Source organism: Virgisporangium ochraceum (assembly GCF_016863655.1).
GTDB classification, from domain to species: domain Bacteria; phylum Actinomycetota; class Actinomycetes; order Mycobacteriales; family Micromonosporaceae; genus Virgisporangium; species Virgisporangium ochraceum.
In genome coordinates this window covers 30,435-46,691 of record NZ_BOPH01000084.1, presented here as the reverse complement: position 1 = coordinate 46,691, position 16,257 = coordinate 30,435, and the positions used below count along the sequence as shown (strand labels likewise).

The following is a 16,257-nucleotide window of genomic DNA, read 5'->3' as shown; positions in this document are numbered from 1 at the left end:
GACGATAGCTTGATCATCAATCTATCTTGCGGGGCGTGAAGGGCATGCGGGAACCGACGTTCCTCATCCTCGCCACGCTCGCGGGCGAGGCCAGGCACGGCTACGGCATCGCGCGGGAGGTGCACGAGCTGTCGGAGGGGCGGGTGCGCCTGCTCACCGGCACGCTCTACACGGCGCTCGACCGGCTCGTCGCCGAGGGCCTCATCGAGCCCGACCGCGAGGAGGAGGTCGACGGTCGGCTACGGCGCTACTACCGGCTCACCGCCGAGGGGCTCGCCGCGGTCACCGCGGAGACCGCGCGGCTGCGCCAGCTCGCCACCGCCGCGGAGGCCCGGTTGCGGCGGCTCCGGCCGAGGCCGGCGTCATGACCGGCCGCACGCGCCCGGCCGGCACGGACACCGACCGGCTGGCCCGCCGGTACCGCCGGCTCCTGGTCACCTATCCGCGGTCCTACCGCCGTGACCGCGGCGCCGAACTGCTCGGCGCGCTCCTCGACGCGTCCCCGCCCGGGCGCACCCGCCCGACCGTGCGGGAGGCGCTCGACCTGCTCCGCCACGGGTTGCGGGCGCGGCTGGGCCGCCCGGCCAGCCGGTCGGTCGTCGGGTGGGCGCTGCTCGTCGCGACGATCGGCGGCCTGTTCGGCGCCGCGTTCGCCACCCGCGCCGCGTGGGAGACCGCACCGCCGCCACCGGGCCCCGCGGAGGCCGTCGCGACGACCGCCGAGATCCTTCCCGGGCTGCGGTTCACCGGCTTCGTGACCCCGCCGGCGACCTTCACGATGTACGGGCAGCCGTTGAGCCGGGACCTGGTACCCGGGCTGCTGCTGGTCGACGGCGGTGAGTACACGCTCGCTGAGACGAGAGGGGAACTCGTCGGGGGACCGGTGCCGTCCGTGCCGGAACTGGCCGGGCTGGCCCGGCGGAACCTGGCGGCACACGGCTGGACGGTCCACCCGACCACCACCACCCCACCGGAGACCGTCGTCGTGGCGGCGCGGCGCGGCGACACGGCGTTCCGGTTGGAGATGTACACCGACCCGTCCGTCCGGCCGGGAGTCTCGGTGACGTTCCAGCCCGTCACGCCGATCGCCGTCTACCCGGCGGGAGCGGCCGGCGGCCTGGCCGGAGCGTTCGTCGCGTTCCTGGTGTTCGGCTGGGCCAGCCGGCGCACGCAGGGTGGGTGGACCGACGCCCTCCAGCGGGTCATGCTCGGCTTCACGATGCTCCTGTGGTGGGGGCCGACGGTGCTCGGGGTGACGTCGATGGCGCGGCACCACGCCGACGAGTCGCATCCGTCGTGGCATCCGATGTGGGAGTGGCTCGGGCAACCGGCGCTGTCGGGGGTGTTCCTCCTCGGCTGCGCGTCGGCGCTGACCGCGTTGCTCGCCGCCGCCGTCGGCGGTCGCGACGGGGTGGCCGTCAGATCCGCTCGATGATGGTGCCCGTCGCCATCGCGCCGCCGGCGCACATCGTGACGAGCGCGGTGCCGCCGTCGGAGCGTTCGAGCTCGTGCAGAGCGGTCGTCAGCAGGCGGGCGCCGGTGCTGCCGACGGGGTGACCGAGGGCGATCGCGCCACCGTTGACGTTCACCCTGGACTCGTCGGGGCGGTGTTCGCCCATCCACGACAGCACCACCGACGCGAACGCCTCGTTCACCTCGAACCGGTCGACGTCGTCGATCTTCATGCCGCTGGTCCTCAACACGTGTGAGGTCGCCGCGACCGGTCCGTCGAGGTGGTAGTACGGCTCGGCACCCACGAGGCACTGCGAGACGATGCGGGCACGGGGCGTGAGACCGAGCGCGCGGGCCCGGTCGGCGTCCATCAGGAGCACCGCCGCGGCACCGTCGGAGATCTGCGAGGAGGTGCCGGCGGTGTGCAGCCCGTCCTCGAGCACGGGGCGCAGCCGGGCGAGGCCCTCCATCGTGGTGTCGCGGAGCCCCTGGTCGCGGGTGACGGTCGTGGTGCCGCCGTCGGGATCCGGCGCCGTCACCGGGACGACCTCACGGTCGAAGCGGCCCTCCGCCCACGCGAGCGCCGCGTTCGCCTGCGACCGGACGCCGAAGGCGTCCACATCGGACCGTGACAGCCCGCGCCGGGTGGCGATGCGCTCGGCGGCGACGTACTGGTTGGGCAGGTCGATGCTCCACGACGCGGGTCGCGGTGTGCCCGCGTCGACGCCGATGTTGGCCCGCAGCGGCACCCGGCTCATCGCCTCGACCCCGCACGCGACGCCGACCGTGATGGCGTCGGCCGCGATGAGCCCGGCGATGAGATGCGCGGCCTGTTGGGCCGACCCGCACTGCGCGTCGAGGGTGAGGCAGCCGGTGCCGTACGGCAGGCCCGCGTGCAGCCACGCGGTGCGCGTGACGTTCGACGACTGCTCGCCACCCTGGGTCACACAGCCGCCGTGGACCTGTTCCACCAGACCAGGATCGATGCCGGCGCGCTCGACGAGCGCACGCTGCGCCGCACCGAGCAGCTCGGCCGCGTGCAGACCGGCGAGCCAGCCACCGCGCCTGCCGATCGGAGTGCGCACCGCCTCCACGATCACCGGTGTGCCCACGTGGCCGCCCCTCTCACAGAAAGTAGAACGTGTTCCTATATGGAAGCACGCGGGTTAGCCTAAGACGAGTGCCTATGCGTGAGAACCTGTTCCGTCAGGAGGGGCCGTGGCTGAGCTGCACATCCCGGAGGGATTCGACTTCACCGATCCGGACATTCTCGTTCACGGTCTGCCGCACGAGAAGTACGCGGAACTGCGCCGCGTCGCGCCCGTGTGGTGGAACGCGCAGCCGCACGGCGCCGCGGGGTTCGACGACGACGGGTACTGGGTGGTGACCCGGCACGCCGACGTGATGACGGTGTCGCGCGACTCCGACACGTACTCGTCGTGGGAGAACACGGCGATCGTGCGGTTCCGGTCGGACATGGACCGCGAGAACATCGAGATGCAGCGGCTCGTGATGCTCAACATCGACCCGCCGCAGCACACCAAGGTGCGGGCGATCGTCTCCCGCGGCTTCACCCCGCGCGCCATCAACGCGTTGCGCGCGGCGCTCACCGCGAGGGCCGAGCGGATCGTGTCGGAGGCGCTCGACTCCGGCACCGGCAACTTCGTCACCGACGTGGCGTGCGAGCTGCCGCTGCAGGCGATCGCCGAGCTGCTCGGCATCCCGCAGACCGACCGGAAGAAGATCTTCGACTGGTCGAACCAGATGATCGGCTACGACGACCCCGAGTACGACGTCGAACCGCTGTCGGCGGCGATGGAACTGCTCGCGTACGCCATGGCGATGGCCGAGGAGCGCAAGGAGGCGCCGACCGACGACATCGTCACCAAGCTCGTCAACGCCGAGCTCGACGGCGAGCACCTGTCGTCGGACGAGTTCGGGTTCTTCGTGCTGCTGCTCGCGGTCGCGGGCAACGAGACCACCCGCAACGCGATCTCGCACGGGATGCTCGCCTTCCTCGACCATCCCGAGCAGTGGGAGCTGTTCAAGGAGAAGCGGCCGAAGAGCGCGGTGGAGGAGATCATCCGCTGGGCCACGCCGGTGAACGTGTTCCAGCGCACCGCGAAGCACGACACCGTGCTCGCCGGCCAGGAGATCAGGGCGGGGCAGCGGGTCGCCATCTTCTACGGGTCGGCCAACTACGACGAGGCCGTGTTCACCGACCCGTACACGTTCGACATCATGCGCACGCCCAACCCGCACCTCGGGTTCGGCGGCAGCGGCGCGCACTTCTGCCTCGGCGCCAACCTCGCCCGGCTGGAGATCGAGCTCATCTTCAACGCGATCGCCGACCGGATGCCCGACATCCGGAAGGCCGCCGAGGTGGAGCGGCTGCGGTCGGGCTGGCTCAACGGCATCAAGGACCTGCCGGTCGCCTACCGCTGAAGGGGTGGGGGCCGCGGCCCCCCCACCACTCACGCCCGGCCGGCGACGAACCGGTCCATGATGCGCTCCGCGTTGGCGGTGATGGTCAGCGCCGGGTTCGACAGGCAGGCCGAGCCGGGCAGGGTGGAACCGTCCACACAGAACAGGTTCGGGTAGTCGACCACCCGGCCGCCGAAGTCGGTCGCCTTCCCCATCACCATGCCGCCCAGCGGGTGCCAGGTGTTCGCCGACCCGAGCCCCGAGCCGGTGCCGCGGTCGTAGTCGGGCAGACCGCTGAAGAGATGGCCCTTGCTGCCCTCGGTCCTCCACCAGAGGCGGGTCACCAGGTCGCGGGCGGCCTTCTCCGACGTGGTCTCCATGACCCCGTACGGCCAGTACACCCTGCCGGCGCCGGTGGCGGCGTCGTAGCGGATCTCGCCGCGTTCGGGCGCGAGGCTGGTGACCAGGTGCGCGGTCGTCTTCGGCAACCAGGTGGGCACCGGCGCGCTCTCGAAGGCCATCGACGCGACGGCGAACGGGTTCTGGTCGTCGATGAACTTCACGTTGCCCGGCCCGCCCTGTGCTGACCCGACGTCCTTGCGCAGGTTCAACCGGGCGACCAGGAAGTCGCCGTTGTTCCCCCAGCCCTTGCCGACGTTCGCGTTGGTGAGCCTGGGCAGGCCGCCCCGGGCGCGGGAGGTGAGCAGCAGCGAGGTCGTGTAGACCGACCCGGCCGCGAGGAACAGGTAGTCGCAGACGAACGTCCGCGTCGACAGCACCGTGCCGTACTCGTCGATCTGCCGGCAGCGGACCTCGAACCTCTCCTGCCCCGACACCTCGCGGATCTCGGTGACCTCGTGCAGCGCCAGCGTGGTGACGTTGCCGGTGGCCGCCGCCCACTGGAGGTAGTTGCGGTCGACGCTGTTCTTCGCGCCGGAGTTGCTGCCGTACGGACCCTCGCCGATCGAGTGGCACTTCGGCGCCTGCCCGGTCATCTCCTTGCGGATCGTGTCCCAGTTGACCGCGAACGGGATCGGCACCGGCGTCTGGCCGAACTCCGCGATGTACTCCAGCCACGCCCGGCAGCCCTTGAACTGCGCCGTGTTCTGGATGTCGGTGGGAATCGTCGCGGCGCCGAGGTTCTGCCGCGCCCGGGGCCAGTAGACGGAGTCGAACTCGTCGTAGCTGAGCTCGGCCGGGTACACCTGGGTCCACTCGCCGCGGCGCGGCTGGGGCAGGAACATCCCGATGACGAGCGACCCGCCGCCGACCCCGGATCCACTGAGGACCTTGATGCCGTCGCCGGCATGGGTGGCGATGAGCCCCGCCCGGCGCTGGATCGTCCGGCTCACGTCGATGCCGAGCGGCGGCCGGTCGGCGAACCAGGCGCACCGCCAGTCGGGGTTGCTGATCGTGCAGAACGTGGTGCCGGCGGCATTGACGTCCCAACGGCGTCCGCGTTCCAGCACGGTCGTCTGCACGCCGGCCCGGCCGAGGCGGTAGGCGGCGACGGCGCCGCCGAAGCCGCTACCGACCACCACCGCGGTCTTGCCGACGAGGGACGGCGCCGCTCCCACGGCGGCGAGCGGGACCTGGCTCGCGATGGCGCCGAGAGCGGTGGCCTGGAGCAGCGTGCGGCGGCTCGTCATCGGGGACTCCTTCCGACCACCCACATGGAGAAGAACTGGGACCCGCCTCCGTAGGCGTGCCCGAGGGCGGTGTCGACGTCGCGGACCTGGTGCTCCCCGGCGCGCCCCATCACCTGCATCGCCGCCTCGGCGAAACGCAGCAGGCCCGACGCGCCGATCGGGTTGGAACACAGCACCCCGCCCGACGGGTTGACCGGCAGCGCGCCGTCGAGGCCGGTCTCGCCCGACTCGGTGAGCTTCCAGCCCTGTCCGGGTGCGGCGAAGCCGAGGTTCTCCAACCACATCGGCTCGAACCACGAGAACGGTACGTAGATCTCGGCCGCGTCGATCTGCTCGAGCGGGTCGGTGATGCCGGCGTCGCGCCACAGCGCCTCGGCGGCCTCCCGGCCGGCGCGCGGGCTCACGTGGTCCTTGCCGGCGAACATCGTGGGCTCGGTGCGCATCGCGGTGGCCCGGATCCAGGCGACCTGGCGGTCGCTCGCCTCGGCCGCCTCCTGGTCGCCGATGACGACCGCGCAGGCGCCGTCGGACGAGGGGCACGTCTCGTCGTAGCGCACCGGGTCCCACAGCATCGTCGACGCGTCGACGGACTCGAGGGTGATGTCGGGCTGGCGCAGGTGGGCGTGCGGGTTCAGCGCGCCGTTGCGACGGTCCTTGACCGCGACCATCGCGCCGACGTGCCGTGGCGCGCCGGAGCGCCGGATGTAGGAGCGGATGTGCGGCGCGAAGTAGCCGCCGGCCCCGGCGTTGACGGGCATCGTGAACGGGGGAGCGATCGACAGTGCCCACATCGCGTTCGACTCCGACTGCTTCTCGAACGCGACGGCCAGCACCCTCCGGTGGACACCGGCGCGCACGAGGCTGCTCGCGACGACCGCGGTGGATCCGCCGACGGAGCCCGCGGTGTGCACCCGCAGCAGCGGGCGGCCGGTGGCGCCGATGGCGTCGGCGAGGAACAGTTCGGGCATCATCACGCCCTCGAACAGGTCCGGGGCCTTGCCGAGCACGACCGCGTCGATCTGCGGCCAGTCGACGCCGGCGTCGGCCATCGCCCGGTCGATCGCCTCGCGGCACAGGCCCGCCATCGAGACGTCGAGGCGCCTGCTCCGGTGGTCGGTCTGCCCGGTACCGAGAACCGCTGCCCTTCTCATCGGGCCTCCAGGACGCAGACGAGGTTCTGTTGGAGTGCGGGTCCGCTCGTGGCGTGCCCGAGCGCCCGGTCGGCGCGACCGGTGGTGACCGCCGTGGCGGCGTGACCGATGCGGCTCAGACCCGCGGCGAACATCGGGTTGGCGCACAGCGCGCCGCCGGACGGGTTGATCCGGGTGCCGTAGCCGAGGCCGAGCGCGCGGGTCAGCAGGAGTTCCTGGTGCGTGAACGGCGCGTGCAGCTCGGCGACGTCGATGCCGCTGGCACCCGCGGCGACCCCGGCGGCGGCGGTCGACGCGGAGGTGGTCAGGTCGCGCTGGCCGAGCCCGGGCGACTCCACCCGGTGCGCGAAGCCGTCGATCCACGCCGGTCGCGGGCTGAGCCGCCGCGCGGTGTCGCCGGCCGCGAGGATCACCGCTGCGGCGCCGTCGCCGACGGGTGCGCAGTCGTGTGCCCGGAGGGGGTCCGCGACGTAGTCGGCGTCGAGCAGATCGTCCACCGTGGACTCGCCGGAGACCTGGGCCCTGTCGTTCGACCGCGCGTCGGCGCGGGAGCGGACCGCGACCTCGGCCATCGCCCGCTCGCTGAACAGGCCGGCCTCGATGCCCAGCCGCGCCTGCAACGCGGCGATGCTCACCGAGTCGGGCCACAGCGGAGCGAGCACGTACGGGTCCAGCTGCAGGGCCAGGACGCGGCGCAGGTGGCCGGCCGAGGACTTGCCGAACCCGTACACGAGCGCGGTCTCCGCCTCGCCGGTCAGCAGCTTCGCGTACGCCTCGTAGAGCGCGAACGCGGCGTCCATCTCCACGTGCGACTCGACGATGGGCGGGAACGCGCCGATCGCGTCGACGGCCGAGACGAACGAGAACGCCCGCCCGGCCAGGTAGTCCGACGAGCCGGAGCACCAGAAGCCGATGTCCTGTTTGGACAGACCGGTGGCGGCGAGCACCTCCTGGAAGACCGGCACCAGCATCTCCACCCCGTTGGTGGTGCTGATCGCGTGCCTCTGGCAGGGAGCCTCGGCGAAGCCGACCACGGCCACGTCAATCATGGATGTGCCTCACAGGTGGTGGGCGTACGACTGGTACGGCGCGTCCGGCTCGCCGGTCGGCCGGAAGTGGTCGATGTTCTCGGGCGTGGTGCCCCACTCCTCGCGCGGCTTCCAGACCGCCTCGACCCGCATGCCCATCCGCACCTCGTCGGCCGGGCAGCCGAGGATGAGGTGCTGCATGGGGATGTCGGCACCGTCGAGGAGCACCTGCGCCGCCACGTACGGCGGCTTCACCCGCTGCCCGGCGAAGGGGACGTTGACGACGCAGAACGTGGTGACGGTTCCGGTGCTCGACAGCTCCACCTCGTCGGTGGTGGGTACGCCGTCGGCCGGGCAGGCGCCGCGCGGCGGGACGTACACCTTGCCGCACACGGGGCAGCGCTGGCCGAGGAGCCGGCCCTCGGCGAGGCCGCGCAGGTAACGCGTCTCCTCGGGCGAGACCATGTGCGTGTAGCCGAGGTGGATCGGCGTGGTGACACTCGCGATGGGCCCGGCCGTCACGGGTTGCGTCTCCGGCGGGCTGTCGCCGGGTTCGAAGCAGGCGATGTCGCGGATGTGGCCGACCGGACCGGCGGCCCACCGCACGCGCACGCGCATCCCGGTGCGCATCGCCTCCTTGGCGTCGGCGTCGACGGCGTGCAGCATCGGGGTGTCGGCTCCGTCGAGGCGGATCAGGGCCCAGGCGAAGGGACGGTCGAGAGGCTGGCCGTCGATCGGGCGCTCCACCCACGTCCACGTCGTGACGGTGCCGACGGGTGAGACCTCGACCAGGTCGGTCAGCGGCGCGTGGGTGACGGGGTCGTACTCCAGTGGCGGCACGTGCACGCGGCCGTCGGAGCCGCGGGTGCCGAGAATCCGCCGTTCGGCGAGCGCGGTCATGAAGCGGCTGAGCACCGGCCCCAGGGACCGGGTGTAGTCGAAGCTGATGGTCAGCGGGGCGCTCAGCGCTGTCTCCACACACGATAGTGAAACACGTTCTATTCATGGGAGCAACGACGTGTGAACGGCTCCTTGTCAGCAGTTAGAACGCGTTATACATTCACGAGCGTGACCGCCATCGGGCTCTGGGCCATCGCCGGCAGCGAGCCGCGGCGCACCGCGGCAGTCGAACCGGACGGCCGGATCGTGACGTACGCCGACCTCGCCGCCGAGGCCGACCGCATCGGCCGGGGGCTGCGGTCGGCCGGGTTGCGCGCGGGCGACTGCTTCGCGGTCCAGTTGCCGAACAGCGCGGCCCTGCTGGCCGCGTTCTTCGCCGCGCTGGAGACCGGCCTGTACATCGTGCCGGTCAACTGGCACCTCGTGGGCGCCGAGATCGGGTACATCCTGAAGGACTGTGGCGCGAAGGTCCTCATCGCCCACGAGCGCTTCGCCGATGCCGCCGTGGAGGCGGCCGACACCGCCGGGCTGCCCGCCGACGCGCGCTTCGCCATCGGTGCCGTGCCCGGGTTCCGCCCGTTCGAGGACCTCGGCGCCGACACCTCCGGCCGGCCCGCCGACCGGACGATGGGCGCGCCGATGGTCTACACGTCGGGAACCTCGGGGCGGCCCAAGGGCGTACGCCGCCCGCTCACCGGTGCCGACCCCGACGTGCTGCCGCCGAACGCCACGTGGTTCTTCGGGATCTTCGGGCTGAAGCCCAACGACTCCAACGTGCACCTGTGCTCCTCGCCGCTGTACCACACGGCGGTGCTGAACTTCGCCACGATCTCGCTGCAGCTCGGCCATCCCGTCGTGCTGATGGACCGGTGGGACCCGGAGGAGACGCTGCGCCTGGTCGAGCGGCACCGAGTGACGCACAGCCACCTCGTGCCGACCCAGTTCCGTCGGCTGCTCGCCCTGCCCGACGAGGTCCGGTCGGCGTACGACCTGTCCTCGATGCGGTGCATGATCCACAGTGCCGCGCCGTGCCCGGCGGAGATCAAGCGTCGGATGCTGGAGTGGTGGGGGCCGGTGGTCGTCGAGTACTACGCCGCCTCCGAGGGCGGCGGAACGACGATCTTCGCCGAGGAGTGGTTGCGGCGTCCCGGATCCGTCGGCCGGCCGTGGCCCGGCTCCGTGGTGCGCGTGCTCGACGACGACGGCAACGACGTGCCGACCGGCGACACCGGCCAGGTCTACATGCAGATGGGCGAGGCCACGTTCGAGTACCACAACGACGCGGCGAAGACCCGCGCGGCCCGCGTGGGCAAGCTGTTCACGGTCGGCGACATCGGCTACCTCGACGACGACGGCTACCTGTTCCTCTGCGACCGGCGCAGCGACATGATCATCTCCGGCGGGGTCAACATCTACCCGGCCGAGATCGAGGGCGAACTGCTGTGCCACCCCGACGTCGCCGACGTGGCCGTCTTCGGCATCCCGCACGACGAGTGGGGCGAGGAGATCAAGGCGGTCGTGCAGCCCGGGCCCGGGATCGAGCCGGGGCCGGAGCTCACCGCGTCACTGATGGCCTTCCTCACCGGGCGGCTGGCGAAGTTCAAGCTGCCCCGCACCATCGACTACACCGACCAGCTTCCGCGCGACCCGAACGGCAAGCTCTACAAGCGACGGTTGCGCGACGCCTACTGGAAGGACCGCGAGCGGTCGATCTAGCCGCCGTCGGTTCCGCCGGCCGCCCCGCACGGGGTCGGTCATCCCGCCCCGCGGACGACGACCGGGCACACACGAACATCATCACGCCCCGATGATGTTCCTCCGTGCCCGGTGACGGACCCGGCGCACGGCAGCCACCCTCGACCCACACGCGGCGTCGGGTGTCTAGGCGTCGGCGGTCTCGGCGTAGCGGACCGGCACGCGGGGCAACCTCCGGCGCAGCGCGGCACAGACCTGGTCGACGCCGCCCGGGTACTCGTCGGGAACGACGACGACCGCCGGCCGGGTGGCGCGCCCGTACTGCCCGAGGTGCCTGCGGAGCCTCCGCTGGCGGCGCGAGAGCCGACCGATCGTCGCCGGTTCAGCCACGGCGATCAGCAGGTAGTGCCGCGTGGGTGTCCCGGACCCGCCGTCGCGGGCCGGGTGGAGGGCCTGCAGAAGATCGATCCGGGTGATGGATTCGGCCGGCAGCCACGTCTCGCCGTCGTGCCGGCGCAGGCGGATGCCCTCCGGCGCGATGGTGAGCCGGTTGGTGCGGCCGGTCCACAGGAGGAACCCCGCGGCGAGGAGAAAGCCCGCGACCCAGGCGAGCGCCAGCCACCGTATTTCCCCGACGCGGAGGGCGATGATCCCGAACACCACGGCGAGCAGCGTGGCGCCCGCGGCCAGGATGCGGCGCCCCGCCTGCGGCTCGGTGAAGACCTCCCGCGCTCCACCGCGCTGCGCCGCCGTGACCCCGTCGTGCCGGGGCGCCGGTGCCCGCCGGATCTTCTCCCTGGGCGGCGCGGGCGACACCCAGAAGTAGATGGCGACGACATACGCGATGAGCGTGGCCATGTACAGGAAGAGGGTCAGGAATATCGTCAAGTGCCCGAGCGTACCGTGGCTCAGCGACCCCGGAAGTCCGGCTTCCGCTTCTCGATGAACGCGCGGGGGCCTTCCTTCGCGTCGTCGCTGCGGAAGACGTCCATCCCGATGCGGGCCTCGAGCTTGAACGCGTCGTTCTCGTGCATGCCCTCGCTCTCGCGGATCGTCCGCAGGATCGCCTGCACCGCCACGGGGCCGTTGGCGGCGATCATTCCGGCGAGTTCCAGCGCCTTCGACAGGGCCTCGCCGTCGGGGACGACGTGACCGATGAGCCCGATGTCGCGCGCCTCGGCGGCGGACAGGTGCCGGCCGGTGAGGAGGATGTCGGCGGCGACCGTGTACGGGATCTGGCGGGGCAGCCGCACGGCCGAACCACCGAGCGGGAACAGGCCCCACCGCGCCTCGGAGACACCGAAGCGGGCGCTCTCGCCGGCGACGCGGATGTCGGTCGCCTGCAGGATCTCGGTGCCGCCGGCGATCGCGGGCCCCTCCACCGCGGCGATCAGCGGCTTGGTGAGGCGGCGGCCCTTGAGCAACGGCTCGATCGTGGACAGGTCGAAGTTGCCTGCGTTGTCGCCCGGATGCGACTCGGTCATCGCCCTGAGGTCGGCGCCGGCGCAGAACGCGCCGCCCGCGCCCGTGAGGACGCACGCGCGGATGTCGGGGTTCGCGTCGACCTCGTTCCAGGCCTCGCGCATGATCGCCATCATCGGGCCGGAGAGCGCGTTGCGCTTCTCCGGACGGTTCATCGTGACGATGAGGACCGGGCCCTGCCGCTCGACGAGGGCGTGCGGCTGCTGCGACGTGGCATCCACAAGTATCTCCTCGGGAAGGGCTTGTTCGAGACGATAACACGTTCTACTTTCTAGGCCATGGTGGCCAACATTGCCGATCTGTTCGAGCATGCGGCTGACCAATTCCCACAGCGTCTGGCGGTCGCCTGCGAAGACAGCGAGGTGACCTTCGGACAGCTGGAGGAGCGGGCCAACCGCCTAGCGCACCACCTGGCCGGTTGCGGGGTCGGCCGGGGTAACCACGTCGGCATCTACGCGCGCAACTCGATCCACTACATCGAGGCCCTGATCGCCGCGTACAAGTGTCGAGCGGTACCGATCAACGTCAACTACCGGTACGTCGAGAACGAGTTACGGTATCTGTTCCGCGACGCCGACCTCGTGGCGCTGGTGCACGACCGCCGGTACGCCGACCGGGTGGCTGCCGTATTGCCCGACGTTCCCGGTCTCGCCAACGTCGTGGTCATCGACGACGGGAGCGACGCCGACTTCGGGCGCTACGGCGGCGTGGGGTACGAGGACGCGTTGGCGGCGGCGTCGCCCGAGCGCGACTTCGGGCCCCGGTCACCCGACGACATCTACATGCTCTACACCGGCGGGACGACCGGCTACCCCAAGGGCGTCATCTGGCGGCACGAGGACGTGTGGCGGGTGCTCGGCGGCGGCATCGACTTCCTCACGGGCATCCCGGTGGAGGACGAGTGGGCGCAGTCCAAGCGCGGAATCGAGATAGGCGGCCTGGTGCGGCTGTGCCTGGCGCCGCTGATGCACGGCAACGCACAGTGGGCGGCGCTCGCGTCGCTGTTCGCCGGCGACACCGTGATCCTGGTACCGAAGTTCGACCCCGACGAGATCTGGCGCACCGTCGAGCGCCGCAAGGTCAACGTCATGGTGCTCATCGGCGACGCGATGGCCCGTCCCCTCATCGAGACCTTCCACAAGGGAGGCTACGACGCGTCGTCGGTGGGGTTCATCTCCAGCAGCGCGGCGCTGTTCTCGCCGATCGTCAAGGGCCAGTACTGCGAGACGTTCCCGAACGTGATGGTCACCGACGCGATCGGCTCGTCGGAGACCGGGTTCATGGGCATCAGCCTCGTGTCCGCCGACGACGAGCCGACCGAGGGCGGCCCCCGCGTGATGGCCGGCCCGCAGACGACGGTCATCGACGAGTACGGAAAGGTGGCGGCGCCGGGCGTCGTCGGCCGGCTGGCCCGCGGCGGGTACGTGCCGATCGGCTACTACAAGGACCCGCAGAAGACCGCCGACCTGCTGATCGAGGTCGACGGCGTGCGGTACTCGATGCCGGGCGACTTCGCGCGCATCGAGGAGGACGGCACGATCACGCTGCTCGGCCGCGGCAACACGTGCGTCAACACCGGCGGCGAGAAGGTGTTCCCGGAGGAGGTCGAGGGCGCGTTGAAGTCGCACCCCGACGTCTTCGACGCGATCGTCGTCGGCGTGCCGGACGAGCTGCTCGGCCAACGGGTCGGCGCGCTGGTGCAACCGCGCGAGGGCGCCGCTCCGGGCCGCGAGGTGCTGGAGTCGCACGTGCGCGGGCAGCTCGCCGGGTACAAGGTGCCGCGCAGCATCTGGATCGTCGAGCGGATCACCCGGACCCCCAGCGGCAAGGCCGACTACCGCTGGGCGAACCGGTACGCGGAGGAGCACGCGGCCGAGGCCGCGTAAGGAGGGCATGGTGCGGACCCCGTTGTGCGAGCTGCTCGGTATCGAGCACCCGATCGTCGGGTTCACCCCGTCGGAGCACGTCGCCGCGGCGATCAGCCGGGCCGGCGGGCTCGGGGTGCTCGGATGCGTGCGGTTCAACGATCCGGCCGAGCTCGACGAGACGTTGACGTGGCTCGACGCGAACACCGACGGGAAGCCGTACGGCGTCGACATCGTGATGCCCAACCGGGTGCCCACCGAGGGAACCCCGGCCGACCTCGGCAAGCTGATCCCGGACGGCCACCGGGACTTCGTGGAGAGCACGCTCACGAAGCTGGGCGTCCCCCCGCTGCCCGCCGAGGGCGCACCCGACGGCGAGGGGGTGCTCGGCTGGCTGCACTCGGTCGCCCGCTCGCACGTCGAGGTCGCGCTGACCCACTCGCCGAAGCTCATCGCCAACGCGCTGGGTCCGCCGCCACCGGACGTCATCGAGCAGGCGCACGCCCACGGGCTGACGGTGGCGGCCCTGGCCGGGCGGGCGGCGCACGCCCGCGCGCAGGTGGCCAGCGGCGTCGACATCGTGGTGGCGCAGGGCTACGAGGCGGGCGGGCACACCGGCGAGATCGCCAGCATGGTGCTCGTCCCCGAGATCGTCGACGAGGTCGGCGGCGCGGTGCCGGTCCTCGCCGCGGGCGGGATCGGAAGCGGCCGGCAGGTGGCGGCGGCGCTCGCGCTCGGCGCGGCCGGCGTGTGGATGGGCTCGTACTGGCTGACAACGGAGGAGTACGTCATCGGCACCACCATGCCGGCGCTGCGGGAGGCGTTGCTGGCGGCGGGATCCAGCGATACGGTGCGGTCGCGGATCTACTCCGGCAAGCCGGCGCGCCTGCTGCGCAACCGGTGGACCGGCGCGTGGGAAGAGTCCGACGCGCCCGCGCCGCTGCCGATGCCGTTGCAGAACCTGTTGGTGAGCGAGGCGCACCGCCGCCTGATGGAGTCGGGGGACCCGACCGTCGTGCCGATGCCCGTGGGCCAGATCGTCGGGCGGATGAACGAGGTGCGGCCGGTCGCCGACGTCATGGCGGGCCTGGTGGCGGAGACCCGGGAGACGCTCGACCGGCTGGCGAAGCTCGCATGACCCTCGTCGAGGTCGACACCGTCATCGACGCGCCGGTCGAGGCCGTGTGGGCGGCGATGCTCGACCTCGACAACTATCCGCGGTGGAACCCGTTCATCGTGCGGGTCGACCGGCCCAACGGCCGTCCCGCGCGCGTCGGCGACACCATGACGCTGCACGTGCGGTTCAAGAACGGGCAGGCGAACACGAGCCGCGAACGGATCTCCCGGATCGAGTCGCCGACCCTGCTGGAGTACGGGTACGTCGGGTGGCTGCACCGGGTCGGCCTCCTCCACGGCACCCGGATCCAGCGGCTGGAACCCGCCGACGGTGGCGGCACCCGCTACCACACCGAGGAACTGCTGCGCGGGCCCCTGAAGTCGGTGGTGTTCAAAGGCGTGCGTGACGGCTTCCGCCGCCACGCCGCCGCGCTCAAGGAGTACGTCGAGTCCCGCTAGCCAGCTCCGCGCCGATGCGGCGCAGCTGCGCGGTGGCGCCGCCGAGGCTGAGCTCGTGGTGCTTGGCGGCGAGGAAGTAGCGGTGCACGCTGTGGTCCACGTCGATGCCGACGCCGCCGTGGACGTGCACGGCCGTGTGCGCGACCCGGTGACCCGCCTCGGCGGCCCAGAACTTGGCCGTCGCGACCTCGGTGGCGCACGGCAGCCCCTCCTGCACTCGCCACGCCGCCTGCCACAGCGTGAGGCGGATCGCCTCGACGTCGATGTAGGCGTCGGCCAGCCGCTGGGCCACCGCCTGGAACGTGCCGATCGGCCTACCGAACTGCACCCGGGTGCGGGCGTACCCGGCGGTCAGCTCCAGGACCCGTTCGGTGACGCCCAGCTGCAGGGCGCACAGCCCGACGAGTGCCCGGTTCCGCATCCAGTCGGCGACGCCGTCGCCGGCGAGCAGCGGGGCCTCCACATCGGACAGTTCCAGCCAGCCGGCGCCCTCGCCGCCGGTGACCCGCTGCGGCTCGATGTGCACGCCCCGGTCGCCAGGTGCCACGAGGAAGACGCCGGCGTCGGTCGGCACCAGGATCAGGTCGGCGTACGTCGCGGCCGGCACCACGGGAACGGATCCGGTGAGGGTGCCGGTGGCGCTGACGCGGCCCTCGTCCGACAGCGCGGCCGTCAGGACGAGGTCGCCCCGGGCGGCCGGTACCGCCCAGCGGGCCGCCTGGCCGGCGTCGCCGAACCGGGCCACGGCCGACGCGGCGGTGACGATCGACGAGAGGTACGGGACGGGCGCGACCACGCGTCCCAGTTCGATCAGCACGCCGCACTGTTCCAGGAGGCCGTACCCGTCGCCGCCGGCCTCCGCCGGCAGGGCGGCGGAGAGGACGCCGGCGTTCGCTAGCTCCGTCCACAGGGGACGGTCGAACGGCTCGTCCTTGGCTTCGAGCTCGCGCAGCCGCTCGGGGGTGACGCGGTCGGTGAGGATGCTCCGGGTGAGCGTGGACAGGTCGTGGAAGGCCTCGGGCAACGCGAAGTCCAT

The 16,257-nt window shown here is 71.7% G+C and carries 15 protein-coding genes; 7 read left to right on the top strand and 8 right to left on the bottom strand.

The annotated features are described in order from the left end of the window. The first annotated feature begins 44 nt into the window (after positions 1 to 44). Together Voc01_RS29715 and Voc01_RS29710 are read left to right on the top strand one after the other, a co-directional pair. Positions 45 to 368, top strand: a complete 324-nt coding sequence (locus Voc01_RS29715; RefSeq protein ID WP_203930957.1) for a PadR family transcriptional regulator — start codon at positions 45 to 47, stop codon at positions 366 to 368. Continuing rightward, positions 365 to 1,435, top strand: a complete 1,071-nt coding sequence (locus Voc01_RS29710; RefSeq protein WP_203930899.1) for a hypothetical protein — start codon at positions 365 to 367, stop codon at positions 1,433 to 1,435. Before Voc01_RS29715 ends, Voc01_RS29710 begins: the two co-directional genes overlap by 4 nt. On the opposite strand, the gene Voc01_RS29705 is transcribed toward Voc01_RS29710, so the two are convergent. Further along, the gene (locus Voc01_RS29705) at positions 1,419 to 2,564 is read right to left on the bottom strand and encodes a steroid 3-ketoacyl-CoA thiolase (protein ID WP_203930898.1); all 1,146 of its coding nucleotides are present in this window, start codon (positions 2,562 to 2,564) and stop codon (positions 1,419 to 1,421) included. The genes Voc01_RS29710 and Voc01_RS29705 overlap by 17 nt on opposite strands. Positions 2,565 to 2,670: 106 nt before the next feature. Between Voc01_RS29705 and Voc01_RS29700 the strand changes: the two genes are divergently transcribed. Continuing rightward, positions 2,671 to 3,897, top strand: coding sequence for a cytochrome P450 (locus Voc01_RS29700; RefSeq protein WP_203930897.1), 1,227 nt, complete (start codon positions 2,671 to 2,673; stop codon positions 3,895 to 3,897). A gap of 29 nt (positions 3,898 to 3,926) precedes the next feature. On the opposite strand, the gene Voc01_RS29695 is transcribed toward Voc01_RS29700, so the two are convergent. Genes Voc01_RS29695 through Voc01_RS29680 form a run of 4 tightly spaced genes read right to left on the bottom strand, consistent with a single transcriptional unit; the run spans position 3,927 to position 8,682 of the window. Then, complete coding sequence (locus Voc01_RS29695) at positions 3,927 to 5,525, bottom strand: GMC oxidoreductase (protein WP_203930896.1); 1,599 nt, start codon at positions 5,523 to 5,525, stop codon at positions 3,927 to 3,929. Continuing rightward, positions 5,522 to 6,676, bottom strand: a complete 1,155-nt coding sequence (locus Voc01_RS29690) for a thiolase family protein (RefSeq protein ID WP_203930895.1) — start codon at positions 6,674 to 6,676, stop codon at positions 5,522 to 5,524. The genes Voc01_RS29695 and Voc01_RS29690 overlap by 4 nt, the downstream gene beginning before the upstream one ends. Continuing rightward, on the bottom strand, positions 6,673 to 7,725 hold the full coding sequence (locus tag Voc01_RS29685; RefSeq protein ID WP_203930894.1) for a thiolase family protein: 1,053 nt from the start codon (positions 7,723 to 7,725) through the stop codon (positions 6,673 to 6,675). The genes Voc01_RS29690 and Voc01_RS29685 overlap by 4 nt, the downstream gene beginning before the upstream one ends. Positions 7,726 to 7,734: 9 nt before the next feature. Next, positions 7,735 to 8,682, bottom strand: coding sequence for a Zn-ribbon domain-containing OB-fold protein (locus Voc01_RS29680; RefSeq protein WP_239160570.1), 948 nt, complete (start codon positions 8,680 to 8,682; stop codon positions 7,735 to 7,737). A gap of 90 nt (positions 8,683 to 8,772) precedes the next feature. Here Voc01_RS29680 and Voc01_RS29675 point away from each other — a divergent pair, with 90 nt between their 5' ends. After that, the gene (locus tag Voc01_RS29675; protein ID WP_203930893.1) at positions 8,773 to 10,320 is read left to right on the top strand and encodes an acyl-CoA synthetase; all 1,548 of its coding nucleotides are present in this window, start codon (positions 8,773 to 8,775) and stop codon (positions 10,318 to 10,320) included. 165 nt (positions 10,321 to 10,485) lie between these two features. Here the strand turns inward: Voc01_RS29675 and Voc01_RS29670 are convergent, their stop codons facing one another. Then, the gene (locus tag Voc01_RS29670; RefSeq protein WP_203930892.1) at positions 10,486 to 11,187 is read right to left on the bottom strand and encodes a hypothetical protein; all 702 of its coding nucleotides are present in this window, start codon (positions 11,185 to 11,187) and stop codon (positions 10,486 to 10,488) included. 20 nt (positions 11,188 to 11,207) lie between these two features. Further along, the gene (locus Voc01_RS29665) at positions 11,208 to 12,002 is read right to left on the bottom strand and encodes a crotonase/enoyl-CoA hydratase family protein (protein WP_203930891.1); all 795 of its coding nucleotides are present in this window, start codon (positions 12,000 to 12,002) and stop codon (positions 11,208 to 11,210) included. Between the two features lie 57 nt (positions 12,003 to 12,059). Between Voc01_RS29665 and Voc01_RS29660 the strand changes: the two genes are divergently transcribed. The 3 genes from Voc01_RS29660 to Voc01_RS29650 are packed head-to-tail and all read left to right on the top strand — an operon-like array spanning position 12,060 to position 15,221. Then, the gene (locus Voc01_RS29660) at positions 12,060 to 13,667 is read left to right on the top strand and encodes an acyl-CoA synthetase (protein ID WP_203930890.1); all 1,608 of its coding nucleotides are present in this window, start codon (positions 12,060 to 12,062) and stop codon (positions 13,665 to 13,667) included. Positions 13,668 to 13,677: 10 nt separating this feature from the next. Continuing rightward, positions 13,678 to 14,784 (top strand): NAD(P)H-dependent flavin oxidoreductase, encoded by a 1,107-nt coding sequence (locus Voc01_RS29655; RefSeq protein ID WP_203930889.1) that lies wholly within the window; start codon positions 13,678 to 13,680, stop codon positions 14,782 to 14,784. Further along, a complete protein-coding gene (locus Voc01_RS29650; RefSeq protein WP_203930888.1) occupies positions 14,781 to 15,221 on the top strand; it encodes an SRPBCC domain-containing protein in 441 nt (146 codons plus the stop codon). The genes Voc01_RS29655 and Voc01_RS29650 overlap by 4 nt, the downstream gene beginning before the upstream one ends. Here the strand turns inward: Voc01_RS29650 and Voc01_RS29645 are convergent. Then, positions 15,196 to 16,257, bottom strand: a complete 1,062-nt coding sequence (locus Voc01_RS29645; RefSeq protein ID WP_203930887.1) for an acyl-CoA dehydrogenase family protein — start codon at positions 16,255 to 16,257, stop codon at positions 15,196 to 15,198. The two genes, Voc01_RS29650 and Voc01_RS29645, sit on opposite strands and share 26 nt — an antisense overlap.

What these genes read in the sequence shown, in the direction of transcription:
- Voc01_RS29660 (WP_203930890.1), top strand. Translation starts at nt 12,060, where the DNA reads ATGGTGGCCAACATTGCCGATCTGTTCGAGCATGCGGCTGACCAATTC.
- Voc01_RS29685 (WP_203930894.1), bottom strand. Translation starts at nt 7,725, where the DNA reads ATGATTGACGTGGCCGTGGTCGGCTTCGCCGAGGCTCCCTGCCAGAGG.
- Voc01_RS29690 (WP_203930895.1), bottom strand. Translation starts at nt 6,676, where the DNA reads ATGAGAAGGGCAGCGGTTCTCGGTACCGGGCAGACCGACCACCGGAGC.
- Voc01_RS29695 (WP_203930896.1), bottom strand. Translation starts at nt 5,525, where the DNA reads ATGACGAGCCGCCGCACGCTGCTCCAGGCCACCGCTCTCGGCGCCATC.
- Voc01_RS29645 (WP_203930887.1), bottom strand. Translation starts at nt 16,257, where the DNA reads ATGGACTTCGCGTTGCCCGAGGCCTTCCACGACCTGTCCACGCTCACC.
- Voc01_RS29650 (WP_203930888.1), top strand. Translation starts at nt 14,781, where the DNA reads ATGACCCTCGTCGAGGTCGACACCGTCATCGACGCGCCGGTCGAGGCC.
- Voc01_RS29710 (WP_203930899.1), top strand. Translation starts at nt 365, where the DNA reads ATGACCGGCCGCACGCGCCCGGCCGGCACGGACACCGACCGGCTGGCC.
- Voc01_RS29715 (WP_203930957.1), top strand. Translation starts at nt 45, where the DNA reads ATGCGGGAACCGACGTTCCTCATCCTCGCCACGCTCGCGGGCGAGGCC.